Annotated in this window: 15 protein-coding genes and 1 pseudogene; 5 read left to right on the top strand and 11 right to left on the bottom strand. The window is 47.0% G+C overall.

The features are described from left to right. Positions 1–156: 156 nt before the first annotated feature. Positions 157–852 (bottom strand): TetR/AcrR family transcriptional regulator, encoded by a 696-nt coding sequence (locus QF041_RS26005; RefSeq protein ID WP_373461362.1) that lies wholly within the window; start codon positions 850–852, stop codon positions 157–159. A 453-nt stretch (positions 853–1,305) separates the two neighbouring features. On the opposite strand from QF041_RS26005, the gene QF041_RS26000 reads away from it, so the two are divergent. Further along, positions 1,306–2,439, top strand: coding sequence for an SMP-30/gluconolactonase/LRE family protein (locus tag QF041_RS26000; protein ID WP_307416177.1), 1,134 nt, complete (start codon positions 1,306–1,308; stop codon positions 2,437–2,439). Positions 2,440–2,589: 150 nt separating this feature from the next. Here the strand turns inward: QF041_RS26000 and QF041_RS25995 are convergent, their stop codons facing one another. The 8 genes and pseudogenes from QF041_RS25995 to QF041_RS25960 all read right to left on the bottom strand — a co-directional run bounded on the left by QF041_RS25995 (position 2,590) and on the right by QF041_RS25960 (position 12,595). Further along, a complete protein-coding gene (locus QF041_RS25995; RefSeq protein ID WP_047841304.1) occupies positions 2,590–3,462 on the bottom strand; it encodes a metal ABC transporter permease in 873 nt (290 codons plus the stop codon). Further along, a complete protein-coding gene (locus tag QF041_RS25990) occupies positions 3,462–4,421 on the bottom strand; it encodes a metal ABC transporter permease (RefSeq protein ID WP_307416176.1) in 960 nt (319 codons plus the stop codon). Before QF041_RS25990 ends, QF041_RS25995 begins: the two co-directional genes overlap by 1 nt. Before the next feature lie 3 nt (positions 4,422–4,424). Next, positions 4,425–5,246: a metal ABC transporter ATP-binding protein gene (locus QF041_RS25985; protein ID WP_235193917.1), complete on the bottom strand. Its 822-nt coding sequence runs from the start codon at positions 5,244–5,246 to the stop codon at positions 4,425–4,427. A 31-nt stretch (positions 5,247–5,277) separates the two neighbouring features. Next, positions 5,278–6,222, bottom strand: a complete 945-nt coding sequence (locus QF041_RS25980) for a metal ABC transporter solute-binding protein, Zn/Mn family (protein ID WP_307417054.1) — start codon at positions 6,220–6,222, stop codon at positions 5,278–5,280. Between the two features lie 236 nt (positions 6,223–6,458). After that, positions 6,459–8,436 (bottom strand): annotated as a pseudogene (locus QF041_RS25975) (peptidoglycan D,D-transpeptidase FtsI family protein). Between the two features lie 370 nt (positions 8,437–8,806). After that, a complete protein-coding gene (locus QF041_RS25970) occupies positions 8,807–10,843 on the bottom strand; it encodes a peptidoglycan D,D-transpeptidase FtsI family protein (protein WP_307416175.1) in 2,037 nt (678 codons plus the stop codon). A 105-nt stretch (positions 10,844–10,948) separates the two neighbouring features. Continuing rightward, a complete protein-coding gene (locus QF041_RS25965) occupies positions 10,949–12,094 on the bottom strand; it encodes a transglutaminase domain-containing protein (RefSeq protein ID WP_307416173.1) in 1,146 nt (381 codons plus the stop codon). An 18-nt stretch (positions 12,095–12,112) separates the two neighbouring features. Then, the gene (locus tag QF041_RS25960; RefSeq protein WP_307416172.1) at positions 12,113–12,595 is read right to left on the bottom strand and encodes an ATPase; all 483 of its coding nucleotides are present in this window, start codon (positions 12,593–12,595) and stop codon (positions 12,113–12,115) included. A 190-nt stretch (positions 12,596–12,785) separates the two neighbouring features. On the opposite strand from QF041_RS25960, the gene QF041_RS25955 reads away from it, so the two are divergent. Together QF041_RS25955 and QF041_RS25950 are read left to right on the top strand one after the other, a co-directional pair. Further along, positions 12,786–13,961 carry an MFS transporter gene (locus QF041_RS25955; RefSeq protein WP_307416171.1) on the top strand — a complete coding sequence of 392 codons (1,176 nt, stop codon included), beginning with the start codon at positions 12,786–12,788 and terminating at the stop codon, positions 13,959–13,961. Between the two features lie 519 nt (positions 13,962–14,480). Then, positions 14,481–14,828 carry a toprim domain-containing protein gene (locus QF041_RS25950; RefSeq protein ID WP_062837991.1) on the top strand — a complete coding sequence of 116 codons (348 nt, stop codon included), beginning with the start codon at positions 14,481–14,483 and terminating at the stop codon, positions 14,826–14,828. Positions 14,829–14,903: 75 nt separating this feature from the next. On the opposite strand, the gene QF041_RS25945 is transcribed toward QF041_RS25950, so the two are convergent. Further along, complete coding sequence (locus tag QF041_RS25945; protein ID WP_307416169.1) at positions 14,904–15,515, bottom strand: SCO family protein; 612 nt, start codon at positions 15,513–15,515, stop codon at positions 14,904–14,906. A gap of 424 nt (positions 15,516–15,939) precedes the next feature. Here QF041_RS25945 and QF041_RS25940 point away from each other — a divergent pair, with 424 nt between their 5' ends. Next, positions 15,940–16,920, top strand: a complete 981-nt coding sequence (locus tag QF041_RS25940; RefSeq protein WP_036605731.1) for a metal-dependent hydrolase — start codon at positions 15,940–15,942, stop codon at positions 16,918–16,920. Between the two features lie 116 nt (positions 16,921–17,036). Here QF041_RS25940 and QF041_RS25935 read toward each other — a convergent pair whose 3' ends face one another. After that, positions 17,037–17,255 (bottom strand): alpha/beta-type small acid-soluble spore protein, encoded by a 219-nt coding sequence (locus QF041_RS25935; RefSeq protein ID WP_017692386.1) that lies wholly within the window; start codon positions 17,253–17,255, stop codon positions 17,037–17,039. A 120-nt stretch (positions 17,256–17,375) separates the two neighbouring features. Here QF041_RS25935 and QF041_RS25930 point away from each other — a divergent pair, with 120 nt between their 5' ends. After that, positions 17,376–17,576 carry a hypothetical protein gene (locus tag QF041_RS25930; RefSeq protein WP_307416167.1) on the top strand — a complete coding sequence of 67 codons (201 nt, stop codon included), beginning with the start codon at positions 17,376–17,378 and terminating at the stop codon, positions 17,574–17,576. Positions 17,577–17,670 lie beyond the last annotated feature (94 nt).

Genomic DNA, 17,670 nt, shown 5'->3' with positions numbered 1-17,670 from the left:
CTCAGGATTAAACTTCGAAGTTATTACATTTTATGTAATATATAATTTCCTAAATAAAAAAACGATCCATCTCCTACAGGATGAACCGCTTTTAGCTTAACCTTTGTCAATCTGCCTGTTTTCCCTGCCTAACCCCGTAGCCAAGATTAAATCCAATTACCCCCTGTCCGCTCCTCTGTCTGGCTTGGATACTGCAAACAAGGATTGGGACATCAGATTCATGGCTTGTTTATATACGGTATGGGCTGCCTTTACATCACCAAGGAACCCGCCCATATGCAGGTGGATTACACCGTGCAGCGATGCCCATATAGTACTGACAAGAGTTTCGGTCTCTTCCTGGTCCGAAATCTGTCCTTGCTTCTGGGCAGTGCTAATTAGAATCAGCAAGCGGTGTATGGCAGTCATCGTTCCCTGCATACTCTCTGCATCCGGCTTGAACTCGGCAAAAGCCCCTCCGAACATCAGCTTATAGTAGCTGGTATAATCCTGCGCAAACTGCCAGAAGGCTTCCCCCAAATCCAGTAAATGCTGCAAGAAGTCAGAGGACGGCGGCACTTCTTCCAAACGCTTGGCGAGCAATTTGCAGCCCTCCAGATACAACTGCTGGGCCAGACCCTCTTTATTGACAAACAAACTGTAAATGATCTTGGTGGAGCAGCCCATCTTTTGCGATACTCTGCGTACAGTAACAGCCTCCGGCCCTTCTTCCTGCAAAATGGATGCAGCCGCATCAACCACAAGCTTACGGAGATTTTCCGTGTTTTGCAGGCGAGCTTGCTGATATGTTTTTAATGCCCGCCCCTTGGATGGTGAGGGCTTGTCTTCGCTACTGATAAGGATCACCTTCAATTAGTTATCACGTTTCTGACCGGAAACAAAGTTTCCGACTTCTAACAGGCATTTTAATCATTAGCAGAAAAGTTGTCAATGAAGTCATCATGATAAAAAAAGAATTTGACACAATCGTTTCCTTTTGGTTACTATGATTCTTATAAGAAACATAGTTACCAAAAATGGTCTCATGCTCATTTTTTTTAAAATTTGCATTATTTTTTTGGAGTCAAGGTAACATTGTTTCTTTAAAAAAACAACGTATTATTAATTGATGTCCTTTGGGTGGAAGAACGTAACCGTGGCGTGCGATTTCTATTTCTGTGCCAGGCTCGACGGAGATAACTCTCTCAACGTGAGTGGTACGGGGGAGAACGCCTCTGTCGGTGCGAAGGACACGCCGGATCATGTAGTGGCAGTTAACTGCACGCTATGACAAAGGACAACAGAAACACTATTAGGAGGATTAATATGTCAACAGAACAAAAACAACGCAAACGATCCACTGGTCAACAAATTCGTAGATGGAGCCTGACCCTGCTAGGGGTAATTGTGCTGGGAATCGTTGTATTCCTGCTAATGCCCGCCCCGGTAGAACCCGCTGTTTGGTCTGCACCTATTGCTCCTTCTTTTGAGAAGGAGGGTCCCTGGAAAGAGAACAACAAACTTAGCTCCGCTGAATTGGTTACAGACCGCGCGAAGTTCCCGGAATTTATCACTTTTGATAAAGAAGGGCGACTGTATGCGGGTGACTCCGACGGCAAAATCTACAGAGTAACCTTTGACGCCGAGGACAAGGCACAGCCAGCAGAGGTATTCGCTGATACCCACGGAACACCTAACGGCCTGAAATTTGATGCTGCCGGAAATTTGATTGTGGCGGATATTCAGAAAGGGCTCCTGTCCATTGACCCCAACGGAAACATCGAAGTACTAACCACTGAAGTAGATGGGGGGCCGATCTACCTGGCGAACGAACTGGACATCGCGCAAGACGGATCGATTTATTTCTCCGATACCTCTAACTATGGCAAAGTCATGTTCAAAGAAATTGCTGAGAATAAACCGCATGGACGATTGTTGAAATATGATCCACTGACCAAGCAGACGACCGTTCTGCTTAAGGATTTATATTTTGCCAATGGGGTCGTACTGTCTGCCGAAGAGGACTTCGTGCTAGTCGCAGAATCGTATCATTATCAGTTGACCCGGTACTGGTTAAAGGGCCCCAAACAAGGTACATCTGATATTTTTGCGGAGAATCTGGCTGGGTTTCCAGACAATATCACCCGTGACGCACAGGGACACTTTTGGGTAGGGGTATTCACAACCCGTCTGTCTTTTGCAGATTACATGCATAGTCACCCTTGGTTAGCAGCGACGATGTCCAAAGTTCCACAGTCCTTGTTAAATGGAGCCAGTGCCCCGGTGAAACACGGACTTGTTGCAGAATATGGACCAGAAGGAGAGCTTATTAGTAGTTGGCATGATCCGGAAGGAACATTGTATGGCATCACCACGGCCGTAAACCAAGGGAAATATGTATATCTCGGGACTGCACCGGGAGGAAGCCAAGGGGTTCATCGGGTGCCTTTGAAACCGTAAGGATTGTTATATTCTTCTACCTCATAGCCTCCCTTTAGGCATCCTCATAGCAGCTCACTCCAGCAGGAGGGGCTGCTATTGAATTTTTCTTCGTTCACAGTCCAATCAAAAAAACCGCCTGCAAAGCAGGCGGCTAACAATCTCTATGAATTAACGTGCCGCGAATTTGCGACGAGCATAACGGAATACGATGCCATGTTTCGGTGACAGCAGCAGTGCAAGAACAAACAGAATTCCAGCAACAGCTACCATACAGCCCGCAATGGAAGCATCCAGGGCGTATGCCATGATGTAACCTCCAACCGAGGATGCTGCTCCGATTAGGACGGCGTAAAGAATCATTTTGCCCAGACGATCTGTAAGCAGGTAAGCCGTCGCCGCAGGTACAATCAGCATGCCCACAACGAGAATCGAACCAACACTTTCAAATGAAGCTACGGACGTCATAGAAACGAGTCCCATGAGCAGATAGTGGAACAGCACTACTGGAATGCCGCAGGCTGCAGCCAGCGCCGGATCGAAGGCACATAGCTTGAACTGTTTGTAGAACAGCCCAATAACGACGAGGATGACCAGCAAAGTGATACCCAGCATCCAGACTGCCCTCGGACCGACATCCGTACCTCCAAGGGTTAGTGTGTCCCACTGTACATAAGCGATCTCACCAAACAAGACACAGTCCAGATCAAGATCAATATGCTGGGCGTTCAGACTAATCAGAATAACACCTACTGCGAAAAGTGCTGTGAACACAATTCCGATCGAGGCATCAGACGACAGTCCACCTGCCTGCAAACTCTGTATGAAGAACACCGTCAGTAATCCAAACACCGTTGCGCCGAGCAGCATCCATAATGAATCTCTGGAACCGCTCCACAGGAAAGCAATCGCAATACCGGGCAGGACCGCATGGCTGATCGCATCACCGACCAGAGCCATTCGCCGCAGGATCAGGAAACAACCGAGGATGGCGCAGGCAGAAGAAACCAGTACGGCCGTCAAGATAATCCAAAACGTTGCCATTACATCTCCCCCCGTTCCTCTTGATTTCGCTGTGTGGCGAGAGTCTGAAGTGTAGCTCGCTCTTCACGCATATATGCGGACTTCGCCTGAATACTGCGCAACCGTCGAGCTAACAATCCACGACGCGGAGCCAGCAAGGCTGACCCGGCAAATAACACCGTAGCCGCAAGAACGGTTACAGGTCCTGTCGGCAGATTAGGTACAAGCGTACTGAAGATCGTGCCTGTTGCACCACTCAATGCACCAAATATGCCTGCCAATACCACCATCAGTGCAAGTGAGTCGGTCCAGCACCGTGCCGCTGCTGCTGGAGTTACCAGCAAGGCTGCAACAAGCACCACACCAACGGCCTGAATTCCTGCAACCACCGCGATCACTGTCAAGAGCAGAATGAACTGCTCTAACATGGCAACTGGCAGACCCATACCACGTGCAAATCCCGGGTCAAAACTCACCAGTTTGAATTCCTTGAACCAGGCCAGACAGGCAATCAGTAATACGAGACATACGCCTCCCATGACATACACATCCGTCATGACCATGGATGCCGCCTGCCCAAACAAATATTTATCAAGTCCGCTTTGGCTTCCGCTCGCCCCATGCTGGATGCGCGTCAGCATCACTACACCAATCCCGAAAAATACGGTAAGCACAATTCCCATCGCTGCATCCTGCTTGATTCGGGAGTAGCGCGTAATCCACGAGATTCCGAAGGTAGCGACAATACCAGCCACCAGAGCACCGAACAGGAATAATCCGACCGACTTTGTTTCCGTCAACATAAATGCAATACAGATCCCGGGCAGAGCAGCATGAGCGAGGGTATCCCCCATCAGGCTCTGCTTGCGAAGAAAGGTGAAGGAGCCAATAATTCCGCTACTGAATCCCAGCAACAGACAGCCAAGTAATATCCAACGTGTATTGGGGTCAGATAAGATGGCAACGATCCAGTTCCACATGCACTACACCTGGCCTTTCTCCGTCCGGCTTCCGATCATCGCAATCCGGCCTCCGTACGTCTCTTGCAATGTATCCGGTACAAATACTTCACTTGTCGGCCCACCTGCCACCAGTCGTCCATTGAGCAGCAGCACATGGTCGAAGTATTCCTCGACTGTCGCCAGATCATGGTGAACAACCAGTACCGTTTTGCCTTGTTTCTTCAACTGTTCCAAAAGCGAAATGATCGCTTTCTCTGTGGTGGCATCCACACCTGCAAACGGCTCATCCATGAAATACAGATCTGCGTCTTGCACGAGTGCCCGCGCCAGAAAGACACGTTGCTGCTGTCCACCGGACAGCTGACTGATCTGGCGGTACATGTAATCACCCATGCCGACTTGCTCCAGGCAGTGTGCCGCCAGGTCTCGCTCCTTTTTCCCCGGACGACGGAACCATCCTAGATGACCATACCGTCCCATCATCACCACATCGAGTGCATGCGTTGGAAAATCCCAGTCCACCGATTCCCGTTGGGGCACATAACCGATGCGGCGACGTTGTTCCCTGTACGATTGTCCGAAGATCCGTACCTCTCCATGCATCTTCGGCACCAGTCCTAGCACAGCTTTGATCAGAGTAGATTTCCCTGCGCCATTTGGGCCAAGAATACCGATGAGCTGTCCTTCCGGAATATCGAAGGATACGCTGCTAAGCACTGGCTTTTTGTGATACGCAACAGCCAGATCCCTCACACTGAGAGGAGCCGATGTTGGCTGCGTTCCCTGCAAGTGACTATTGTTCAGTTTCGTAGGAGTTTGTTTCAATAAAGTTGTATCTTCCATAATCCTGTAACTCCTCTCTTCATGTGATTCATTATTTCAGTGCTTCTACAATCGTCTCAACATTGTGGCGAATCATACCGATGTATGTGCCTTCTTCCGTTCCCTCAGCCCCCATGGCATCCGAGAACAGTTCTCCACCAATGCTGACCGTATGTCCTTTTTGAGCTGCTCCGGCAATGATGGCTTCCATCGCTTTTGCAGGCACACTCGATTCAACAAATACTGCTTTGATATGGTTATCTACGAGATAATCCCGCAGTTCGCTAACATCTTTTGCACCGTATTCGGCTGCTGTACTGATGCCCTGAAGCCCCATCACTTTCATGCCATAAGCCTGACCGAAATATCCAAATGCGTCATGCGCCGTAACCAATACCCGGCTTGCTTCCGGAATCTCCAGAATCTTCTCGCGCACCTCGGCATCCAGTGCTTCGAGCTTCGCCAGATATGCCTCTGCCTGAGCCCTGTACTCTTCAGCATGGTCCGGGTCCGCCTTCACGAGTGTATCACGTACAGCTTCTGCCGCATGCATCCAGTGGCTGACGTTAAACCAGACGTGTGGATCATATTCGGTGCCGCCTGTATCTTTGCCTGAGTGTAACTCCTCAACTGGAATAGTCTCTGTAACAGCAGTAACCAGCTTGCTTGAGGACATTTTCTCCAAAATGTCTGTCATTTTGCCTTCGAGATGCAGTCCATTATAGAAAATGACTTTTGCTTGTTCCAGCTTGCGAATATCACCTTGGGATGCCTTGTACAAGTGGGGATCAACTCCCGGGCCCATTAGCCCGGTAACATCAACATATGCCCCGCCTACCTCACGTGCTACGTCAGCGATCATTCCCGTTGTAGCGGTTACTTGCAGCTTGCCACCACTGCTTGTCTCTGCATCACTGGAACATGCCGTAAGTACAACAACCAGAACCAGAGCCGCTAGCGTGATGAACCCCCTCTGAATACTCCTCATTTTCACCATTAACAATTCAACCGTCCCCTTTCCCTCTCCTAAAATACTTGTCTACATCTAATTTTGTTGTACAAGGTATTAAGTTTTAATCAAGACTAATAATGTTTCCCTTGTGCAAATTTTATCCGAAGCCAAAAAAAAAGGCAAGGGATTATTTCCCCTGCCTGTCCAAATATTTTTAATTCACTTCATTAACTTTCTGGTCACGATGGTAAAAGAGCCAAGTTCCGCCAGGTTCTTTTGCATTACTCATTGTCTTTCCCTTCGTCTTTCTTACCTTTCGGCGTTCCATCGAGACCATACACTTCATCATATGCATCGAAAATTTTCCGTGCTATTGGTGAAGCACTGACTGACCCGAACCCACCTTCCGGTACAACAACAGCGACAGCAAGCTTCGGATTATCTCGTGGTGCAAAGAGCAATAAATACACCATTCTCTTTTTTGTTCGGTCCGGTCCCCTGCTCTGATGTTCCTGTTTTCCGTGCATAATCGTATGGGAAACCGTCAAATGAACTTACTTTGGTAACCATACCTTTGTGCACTTCATTCCAGTGCGCATCGGCAAAATCAACTTCATTGAGCACTTTAGGTTTGATCTCTTTCACCACATTTCCGTCCGCGTCACGGATTTCCTTCACCAGATGTGGTTCCATCCGTTTGCCCTTATTGGCAAGCATGGTCGTGTACTGGGCGAGTTGCATGGTGGTGTACTTGGCTTGCTGTCCAAACGAGGCAAACGCCAAACGTGTTAGAGCTGATTCGTCTTTATTATTATATTCAAGCCTACCCAGAAATTCATTAGGCAGATCTACACCAGTGGACACACCCAAGCCAAATTCCTGCATGTGTTTGTGCCAGACATCGATGCCTTTCTCTGAGCCATAATTACGTAACAAACGTTTACCCACCATATCAATCATGAAGGCATTGGAGGATTTCTCAATCGCTCTTCTCGCCGTAATAGAACCATTATAAGCAGAATGCGAGTTCTTCACTTGTCGTCCGTCTTTCCCCAAAACCGCATATCCCTGATCATGATAGGTCTCTCCTGCTGTAAATAATCCCTCTTTCAATCCAATAAGCACACTTAGCGGCTTGATTACTGATCCAAGAAGTACAACGGATTCCGCCCGACTAGGCTTGGCATCATTCGGTGGGAACGACTCGGTGGTTCCATTCCGGAACACATATTTGATTTTGTCATAATCCCAATCGTTCGGATCATAATCCGGCATACTCGCCATAGCCACCACATTCCCCGTATCCACTTCCATGGCTACTGCGTATCCGGTAATTGCCTTAGGGAGTCTGCGCAATTCGTCCGTTATTGCTTCTTGTGCGGCCATCTGAATTTCCTTGTTAATGGTGGAGACCAGACTGTAGCCTTTCTCCGGTGGTGTTTGTAACATCGTTCCATCTGGCAGATTACGTGCGTCAATATCAATGGACTGATATCCACTTCGTCCACGGAGTTCTTCCTGGTATTGAAGCTCCAGCCCATCGAAGCCAACCTTCTCTTCTTCATGGTACAAAAGACCAGGATCACGCTGGGTACTTGCCCCCTCGCGGATGGCCTTATATTTGGCAATGGAATCTGGTGCTCGCTTGAACTCTCTAGTGTAACCCACAACCTGAACGGCTACACCATCCGGGTCATATTTTCTTATGTTTTCTTCCAGCACCATAACCCCTGGATAATCTGCTTTTTTCTCCATGAAAAAGGCAATTTCTTTGGTCGATAGATCCGACTTCACAAGCCTCGGCACATACCCGAACGTTTTCTGGTAATCCAGATCCAATCGTTTGATGATCTCTTCCGCGTCCGGCTGCTCTTTGTCCCCTGGATTAAACTGCTTAAACACAGCCGCCAGATCATGAGCCAGTTCCTCTGCTTCCTGTCTACGTTCATCATTCCGATAATCCTCATACAACAGCACATACAGGGACTGTACAGGTTCGGAATAAGCGAGCGCGACTTCCCCTGTCGCATCATAGATGGGACCACGAACAGGTGCGAGTGGAATGTCTTTGGTATTACGACTCGTTTCCATATACGTCAGTTCAGGACCCTCCACAAATTGCACAAAGGCTAATCTGAAAATAAGGATACTGAATATGACAAAAGCCGCGAAAAAAAACAGGTTCAGCCTTGCGGTGGAAGGCTTGTTGACGGGTGTATCTTCCTCAGTCATGGGTTTCTTCCTCAATCGGTTAAACATGTTATAAGCCTCTCCCGTTCCTCTATAAAAATAAAATATTTAATCCGTCTTGTGAACGTGTTCAATCCGATATTTAATCCTTTCTCATACAAGTCTACCAAAGGTTAGCTGCCACGTCTTTCAATATTTGGTTACATTTTCGTAAACAGAACCGTTACACTACCCAATCTACCGATCCCAATGTAAACACTGACATATCAACGTTATCCCGTTCCCCAGATCGCGTTTACCCTTCCTTTATATAAACGTGGTACAGCTCATATGGTTACATATTAATGCAACTAATTAGTTCACTCTTACGATCCATTCTCCACGTAAAAACAAAAAAAGAGGACCCATGAAGGGTCCCCTCTGTAACCAATGCCTCACATCACTGTGTGTCTGATTCCGATTCTGAATCTTTATTTTTGTCCTTTTTCGGTACACCGTCGAGACCGAATTCCTCGTCATAGGCATCGAAGATCGCACGTGCAACCGGAGCCGCACTGCTCGATCCAAAGCCCCCTTCGGGGATAACCACAGCGACAGCAAGCTTTGGATTATTACGTGGTGCATAGGCGATAAATACACCGTTATCCACCAGTTTACCGCCTACTACCTGTGTCGATGTTCCTGTTTTTCTGGCAAAGTCATAAGGGAATCCGCTAAATGCAGATACCTCGGTTGCCATGCCTCGTTGTACTTCATTCCAGTAGGCATCGTTAAACTCCACCGTGCTGAGTACCTTCGGTTTTACTTTCTCGACCACGTTGCCTTCCGAATCCCGGAACTCTCTAACCAGTTGTGGCTCCATCCGCTTTCCTTTGTTCGCCAGCATTGTCGTGTACTGTGCTAACTGCATGGTTGTGTATTTTCCCTGCTGTCCAAAGGAACCATACACGAGACGAGTCAACGAGCTTTCCGTGTCGTTCATGTAATCCCGTATGCCCAGGAATTCATTCGGCAGATCAACCCCTGTAGATACCCCAAGGCCGAACTGCTTCATGTATTCATCCCATTTGTCAATTCCGGTCGCACCGTATTTTGAGTACATCTTCTTCCCAATCTCATCAATCATGAATACGTTCGAGGAATGACGAATCGCATCACGAGGATACATTGCACCATACACATGCCCTGATGAGTTCTGCACTCTGCGATTGTCCCCACCAAAGGTCGTTGAACCTCTATCCGAATAAACCGTATTGGTAGTGAAGAAACCTTCTTTCAAACCGATCAAGACACTAAGCGGTTTGATGGTGGAACCGAGTAACACGATCGATTCAGCTCGCTTTTTAGAGTCATCCGGAGGGAATGAACGAATCGTACCATTTTGATACACATATTTGATATCATCATACTGATCATTTGTGATACTGCCTGTTCTCCAGATGTTGGTATCATAATCTGGCATACTGGCAGCAGATACGATTTTCCCCGTATCCACTTCCATCGCAACCGCAAATCCGGTCTTGGCATTTGGATGCAATCGACCGGAAACCTGATTCCGATGAAGCCAACTCAACTGATCCAGAATGGCCTGTTCTGTTTTCACCTGAACGTTCTTGTTAATGCTGGAAATCAGGTCGTAACCTTTCTGCGGCGGGGTAGAACCTGCTACACCTTCAGGCAAATTACGCAAATCAACATCAACGGATGTATATCCGCTTTTGCCGCGGAGAGCATCCTGATATTGCAGTTCCAGTCCATCAAAGCCTACAAATTCATTCTCCGTATACACCAGGCCCGGATCCGTTTGCGTTTTATTGGCCTCGTCCACCTCTTTGTATTTGTCCAAGGACTTCGAACTTCTGAACTTCTTCAGATAACCGATTGTCTGAACCGCTACCGTATCCGGATCGTAGAATCGTACACTCTCCTCGACGATCTGAATACCTTTGAACTCATCCTTATGTTGCAGGAAATAAGCGACTTCTCCCTCGGACAGATCACTCTTGATCAGACGCGGCATAAAACCGTTCGCTTTGCGGGAGTTCAAGTCCATCTCTTCAATAATTTTCTCCACTGTAAGTGACTCTGAATCCTTCAGCTTGTACTGTTCAAATACATCATGCAACCGGGTTGCAATATCCTGCACTTCCCCTATGTTAGGACTCGGTTTCCCATCAACATCCCCATAGTTTTTATACAGTGTCAGGTAGAGAGACTGAATGGGCTTGGAATAAGCCAGCTTCACCTCACCTGTGGAATCATAGATCGTGCCTCTCACAGGAGGAAGTGGTACATCCTTGGTAATGTTACTTGCTTCTTCCTGACTGAGTTCAGGCCCTTCCACGAATTGCAAAAAGGCCAAGCGTACAATAATAACGCTAAAAATAACAAAGGAAGCGAAGAAAAATACGTTCATTCGGTAACTGAAGCGCCGTTTGTCTGTAAGTTCATCCTTCTCATTGGAATGTTTTTTCATCCATCCTACCTCTTTCATGACTTGATGCATACCGCTCAAACTGGTTCTTCGCGGCATGATAACCTGGCAACGTCGTCATATTCCGGACCCATGTCCGTTGTAATGTTAAGCTGACTGATCCTTTAGATGGGTGTCGGCAAAATTCGGAGGATTAAACCAGTCTCCACTGATTGCCCATGTCGGGTCAAGCGGAACCCAGCTCTCGGAATCACTCAAATACACCTCATTCCACGCATGCGGACCGTACCCTCCCTGGCCGTTATAACCAAGTCCTGTAACAACTTTGACTTCAAGTCCTTGTGAACGGGCCATCACGGCATAGAGACGGGCATAATCAATACATACACCTTTGCGTGTATCAAAAGTATTCTGCGGATTCTGTTCATGCCATATGCCCTTTTGCTCATAGTCATCCACTTTACCATAGTCATACTGAATACGTGAACCTACCCAGTCGTATAGTGCTCTTGCTTTGGCTTCATCTGTCGATTGGCCTTTGACAATCTCACTCGCTGCAGATTCAATGTCCGTCGGAATATTATGGTCGATAACTTCATATTTGCGTTGCAGGATGCCGCCCAGTTCCTTCTGCACAGCCTGCGTAAATACGGGAAGCTTGTCCTTGATAAACGTTCCAGACAACGGTTCGATAACCGATTTGGCCCCTTGCATATAGATCGGAGATGCCTCCACATATCGGCTGAACATACTCCCGGGATAAAGACTGACAATCATGAACAAAACCGCAATGACAATCATTCCGCGGACGGAGCCTATGATCGTGCCAATTAATGCACCCGTCAACCGACTAAACATACCTTTAGGCGCACTTTCCTCGGCTGACCCCTGCCTGCTGTTAAAAATAAATGAAGAGAGAAACCCGAGAATCAGTCGGATGAGTCCATAGCTTAATACAAATAATACAGCGAACCGCATTAGTGGAAAATCTGCAATCGCCGTAACCAACGTATAATACATCTGTTCCCACCGGTTCAACTCACGATTAGGCATGGCAGAAGCATACTCAGACAGCCACTGCTGTACATATGGTGCAAGCCACAATGTTAAACCGATCGACAACAGAATACCAATGACCGCCATAATGCCATCCATCAGGAACCCAAAGAGTCTGCCTGCTGAACGCGAAGCCCCTCTGGACCAACCCTGCAATAATGAAGCAGCCACAATCAGCAACAGCATAATCGTGATGCCATTCAATTCCTTCAGGCTGTCCAGCCAATTCTGCAGCACGTACCGATTCCCCCTTTACTACGATGCTGGTGCTGTTTTGTTCTCCTGTGCCTGTTCGACAAACGTACGTATGGTTTCATTGTCGAGTTTCCATTCGCCAAGTGAAATTCCGCGGAAGGTTACATCGACTTTATCCGATTGAGTTCTGCCTTTAATCTCCACATTGGGACTTGTGATGGTGAACGCTCCATCCTGTCCTTTGACGTATTTCGCTTTGGAAGCTTCCTTAAGCATCATGCTGGTTGCTTCCTTCTTCAATGTGTCCATCGTGCTGGATTGTACGTCTGTCACTGTCTGTTTGATCTGATCAATGGAGATGCCGCTGTATATCAGTAGAGCCGCAATAATGATGATGGCAATCGCCCATTTCAATACGGTTTTGACCACATTCAGAACAAAGAACAATAGGATCAATGCAACCACGATCACCAGCCAGTTCTGCATCACAAACTCTTTGATTACTTCTATGTTCATGACTACACCTTCCGTATTAGAATTCATTCGTAACACTCCCGAATATTATACATGATTTCCGAAGCTGCTGTCAGCTAAGCCCTCTCCCTTAAAAATAAACGGTCTAAGTTCGTCCCGCCGGGCGTACAAGTAGTACCATGAGGTTCTGCCGGGCGAACGGGGAACACGTTCAAGACCTGTAGTTTGAACATGCATCGCTTAACAAGGAGGGGCTTATGTGAAAACGGCCATCTGGCTATACCTGTTTTTGTTCCTTGCCGTATTTGATTTGCACGCCCAGTATCCCATTCTGACTCCTTTTGCCATCTCGCTGGGAGCCGCCCCTACTTTCATTGGCTGGATGATGGGCATCTATTCCTTAACACATCTTCCTGGCAATTTGATTGCTGGAACACAAATCGATAAACATGGTAGTCGCCGCTACATTGTATTCAGTCTGCTCGGTGCAGGATTCATCCTGCTCCTGCAAGCCTATGTCCAGACACCATGGCAACTGCTGGCGCTGCGTTCCATCAGCGGTTTTGTACTGGCCTTCCTGTCTCCTGCATGTCTCGCCCTGCTTGCACAGTTATCCAGCGATCCGGTGAAACAGGGGAAGTATATGTCGGGTCACGGGGTAGTACATACCCTCGCGTCTGTGGTATCGCCAGCAGCCGGTGCGATCATTGTGGGTTCCATGGGATTCTCTGCTACATTTTCAGGCCTGGGCTATCTGCTTATTCTCACAGGTGTCATTGCTTTCATGACCATGCCCCGCGGTATCATCAAGCAGCAGGAGAGAGTAACTGAACCTGCCAAACCTGACGTTTCACCAGCAGATGCCACAAGTGCATTCCTGCCGGTGTCCTGGCGATACTTTGCCTTGCCTCTGGTGATTGCCTGTGCCCAAGGGATTCTCTTTTTCGAATTACCCCTGCGGGGCGGAGGACAATCGTCCATCATGTCTACCGGACTGCTGTTCTCTATAATCAGTATTGGGGCACTCTTCACACTCAGCATGTTATTCCTCAACCGGTATTCCCCCAAGCTGCGTCTGGTTGCGGGCGTGCTGTTAATGTCCTTGTGTTTTTTTGTGATGGCAGCCATTCCGCAGGTTCCGTTGTCCACCGTATTATTTGTACTCGGGATGTCCAAAGGCATCATCTTTCCAGCCATGGCAACCCTATTTATCCGTCTGAGCGGAGGAAGCAGGTTAGGCCGAATATTCTCACTGCAATCCATCGCCACTTCCATCGGCTCTTTCATCGGCCCCATCACAGCCGGGCAACTTCGTGTCGGGTTATCACCCTATTTCATCGCCTTTGTTTTATTAATGATTGGTATGCTGCTGCTTCCATACTATACATCCAGACGCGAAGCTCCCCTGTCCGACCCGAAAAGTATATTGAATTAGGCCTGTATCAAGCTCTTCTTCCCTACTGTTATGACAGCAATTAGGCCAGTATTTTCATTAGCTTTGCATCATTCCCCCATTTACAGCTAAACTATATAAAATGGACTAACGTTTTACACACGAACGGAGCGGCCTAGGGATCATCAGCGCCTTCTTTAGATTTCATCTTTTTCTTGAATACCATCATTGGGTATGTATGATCATTGGAAGTAGTGAAGGGTACGGAATCGATTTTGAAGAAGCGGTAGCGTTCGCCTTTGTCTCCATATTTCAACCTATTAAAAATTAATCAGAAATTTGGAGACAACAGCGATCGAAGGAACGATCCGTAACCGTAACGGCCACTCCTGATCAGAAATTAAACCCTGAGTACGTGAAAAGAATTTAGAAATCAGAGGCGCTCCTGTCCGCGTGGTGAACAGTGTAAAGAAAGGAGTCCATTTTATATAATCAGTCGATTTTCGCTGCAACATTTCCCGGGGAATGTCGACATAAGCTCTCGAACAAGAGGTGAATATCATGCCTATTCATGTCATTGTGGAAGGTAAGAATGACCGAAGCAAACTGAAACGTCTGGTTGGACCTGAAATCAACATTCTATGTACGTTTGGAACACTTAATTCCCTCAAGCTGGAGACCCTGCGCAAGCAAGTCGGTTACGATGAAGTCTTTTTATTTATGGATAATGATAGTTCCGGCAAAAAAATTAGAGGTGTACTTCGGGACGCTTTCCCGGATGCAGTACAGATGTATACACGACGAGGATATGCGGGTGTGGAAGGAACACCTGATGAGTATATCATTGCCCAGCTGGAGAAAGCCGGGTTAGAGACATACATCCAATACCCTGAACATCCTTCCTTTTAAAATGAAATACCAAAAGGCTGCCTTTGGGTTGGTATCCAACCTGAAGGCAGCCTTTACAGTATGATGATCAGATGATTATTCGTTGATCAGATTGCGAATATCCTCGGCAATGACAGCTGGCACAACGTCCTCTGTATTAAATGCGTTATATACCTTGCGCAGCTGGTTGTTCTCATCCACCAGCCCGATCATGTTCATATGGGCAAAATCATCCTTACTCTCCCCATCGATCAGGATCTGGAATGATTCCCTGGCCAACTGTTTGGTTTTGTCCATATCCCCTCGCAAGAAGTACCATCCGGAATAATCCGCGTGGAAGCGGTCCGCAAACGTCTTAATCTTCTCTCTTGTATCGACTTTCGGGTCGAATGAAATGGATACAAATGAGACATCTTTACCAAAGGTGTCGTCCTCTTTCAACAGATCCTGCACCTGGGATAACGTAAAGGTCGTAATAGGGCAGACATCCGGACAACTGGTGAAATAAAAGTAGAACAAGCGGACTTTCCCTTGCGTATCCTCCAGGGATACTGTACTGCCATCTACATTTTCCATAGAAAAGGATTGGATTTCACGAATCTCGGGTAATTTTTCCTTACTGGCAAATACGGTGCCCCACATCAGATACACAGCCATAATCAGTGCGAGCCCGAGCAGCATCCATGTCCATTTGTACTTTTTCAGCATTTTCCTCGTCCCTTCTGTATCTCCTCTTATGAATACGCATACATATGTGAATCCAAAATCACGTTCGTTTCGCTTTATCCATCTACTGTGACATATGTATTCAAAGAAACCTACTTTTTATGAGATTCTATATTATTGTAACGGTTTAAAGGAACAATGCCCATAAATATTTATGTAACATAACCAACCGCGTATTCTCTGACGCAACTTTTCTCAGTATTCGATATAAAGTTTATCATAGGAAATGCCAAAATAGTTTGACAAACTACGTACATTTATTGGGTATGGCACAGGAAATTGTCATAACTTTGAAATTAGGGATGTTTTGCATCCTGACAGACGGATATTATACACTATATATGGGTATCACCTAGATAGAGAAGTAATATGCCTTAGAACGATACACCACACAAAGGAGACGTTTATGGATACCTCTACACATTTTGTCATGGGGATTGGTTTAGCTGGTCTGGCTTATGTCGATCCTGTTGTCGCGGCTAGTCCCATGCTTGCAGCTGCGGTAATGGTTGGCACGATCGCCGGTTCCCAGGCCCCTGACATCGATACTGCGTTACGTCTCAAAAGCAATTCGCTTTACATTCGGAATCATCGGGGCTTGTCACACTCTCTGCCATTTCTCCTGTTATGGGTTTTGCTCATCACCGGCGTCATTGCACTGATATTCCCTGGTGTCCCTATTGGACACGTTGCCACCTGGACCGCTGTGGCCGTAGGCTTTCACGTATTCACCGATCTGTTCAACACCTATGGAACCCAAGCCGCCCGGCCTTTTACGGAACGCTGGATCGCCTGGAACATCATTCATATTTTTGATCCGTTTCTATTCACTACACATGTCATAGCTATCTTGTTATGGGCCTTTGATCTGATCGCCCCTGCACCACTCTTCGTTACGTTGTATAGTTTGACCGGTTTATATTACATCTGGCGAACGATTGCTCGTGCACAAGCGGTCAGAAAAGTTAGACGTCTCGACAACAGCCCAGAGCAGGCAAGATACATCGTCATTCCAACGATATCCTGGAACCGCTGGCATGTGGTTAAACGGGTTGAGGACGGCAGTTATGTGATCGGTAAAATGGATGGTTCTAATCTGGTATGGAGTCTGCACGCCTCGTCTTCTACTCATGCGGCCGTTGCTGCTTCACGCAAATCACCGGAAGTCAGTGCCTTCCTCTATTTCACCTCCTATGCGGTGGCAGAGGTTGAAGAACTGCCTGCCGGTTACAAGGTCCGCTGGGCAGATGTACGTTATCGACACCGGAAACAATATCCATTTGTCGCTGTAATTGTGATGGATCGGAATTTTGAAACGATTGATACCTATGTAGGCTGGTTAAGCGATGAGAAAATGGATAAAAAACTTTTATCTGCACGCCCTTGACGAAGTGAGCATGGCAAGGCACAATCAGACATAGGAACTGATACGCGAGAAAGCCCGGAGCGTTTCCGCCCCGGGCTTTCTGTTTATCCTGTTTTGTTGCTGTTGGTTAAAATAAATTATTTGCCAGACCCAGCCAGAGACTGCTCAGCGATTTGTACCAGACGTTTGGTGATATATCCACCCAAAGATCCTGTTTCACGGGAAGTGTAGTTACCGTAGTAACCGTCTTGTGGGATAGTTACACCCAGTTCCTGTGCAGCCTCGATTTTCAATTGTTGCAGTGCTGAATTTGCCTGAGGTACCACCAAGTTGTTAGAACGAGATCCTTGAGCCATATTTATAATCTCCCTTCAATCTGTGTCTGTAATGTAATTGCAAGCTTGCAAGATTATTATGGCTCGTAGGCTAAAGGTTATACGGAGTTTTACTAAATTTGTAGATGGAGGTTTTTCCCAATGAGTAAAGGCTTATCCTTATGGTTCGCATTCTCTTCGATTATCTTGTTAACGGTTTCAGCAATTATGATCTCCTACTCCGGTTGGTTTGCTGCACTACTGTTTGTCCTGTCCATTGCCAACATTGGCTGGGGATTTGTGATTCGTGCCAAAAAAGAACGTCAGGAAGTTCGCTCGGCTACTTCAGAGCCCACTTCTTGAGCAGGTCATTTAATAGTTCAATAATGAACGCACAAATAAAGAGGAGTCCTTCAATAGGGCTCCTCTTTATTCATGTTAACTATTCATTACGTGA

The organism is Paenibacillus sp. W2I17, assembly GCF_030815985.1.
Classification (GTDB): Bacteria; Bacillota; Bacilli; order Paenibacillales; family Paenibacillaceae; genus Paenibacillus.
The sequence above is the reverse complement of the archived record's forward strand: the minus strand, read 5'-3'. Positions and strand labels throughout refer to the sequence as shown.

What these genes read in the sequence shown, in the direction of transcription:
- QF041_RS26000 (WP_307416177.1), top strand. Translation starts at nt 1,306, where the DNA reads ATGTCAACAGAACAAAAACAACGCAAACGATCCACTGGTCAACAAATT.
- QF041_RS25985 (WP_235193917.1), bottom strand. Translation starts at nt 5,246, where the DNA reads ATGGAAGATACAACTTTATTGAAACAAACTCCTACGAAACTGAACAAT.
- QF041_RS25970 (WP_307416175.1), bottom strand. Translation starts at nt 10,843, where the DNA reads ATGAAAAAACATTCCAATGAGAAGGATGAACTTACAGACAAACGGCGC.
- QF041_RS25990 (WP_307416176.1), bottom strand. Translation starts at nt 4,421, where the DNA reads ATGTGGAACTGGATCGTTGCCATCTTATCTGACCCCAATACACGTTGG.
- QF041_RS25930 (WP_307416167.1), top strand. Translation starts at nt 17,376, where the DNA reads ATGAGTAAAGGCTTATCCTTATGGTTCGCATTCTCTTCGATTATCTTG.
- QF041_RS25945 (WP_307416169.1), bottom strand. Translation starts at nt 15,515, where the DNA reads ATGCTGAAAAAGTACAAATGGACATGGATGCTGCTCGGGCTCGCACTG.
- QF041_RS25935 (WP_017692386.1), bottom strand. Translation starts at nt 17,255, where the DNA reads ATGGCTCAAGGATCTCGTTCTAACAACTTGGTGGTACCTCAGGCAAAT.
- QF041_RS25940 (WP_036605731.1), top strand. Translation starts at nt 15,940, where the DNA reads ATGGATACCTCTACACATTTTGTCATGGGGATTGGTTTAGCTGGTCTG.
- QF041_RS25960 (WP_307416172.1), bottom strand. Translation starts at nt 12,595, where the DNA reads ATGAATTCTAATACGGAAGGTGTAGTCATGAACATAGAAGTAATCAAA.
- QF041_RS25950 (WP_062837991.1), top strand. Translation starts at nt 14,481, where the DNA reads ATGCCTATTCATGTCATTGTGGAAGGTAAGAATGACCGAAGCAAACTG.
- QF041_RS25980 (WP_307417054.1), bottom strand. Translation starts at nt 6,222, where the DNA reads ATGGTGAAAATGAGGAGTATTCAGAGGGGGTTCATCACGCTAGCGGCT.
- QF041_RS25995 (WP_047841304.1), bottom strand. Translation starts at nt 3,462, where the DNA reads ATGGCAACGTTTTGGATTATCTTGACGGCCGTACTGGTTTCTTCTGCC.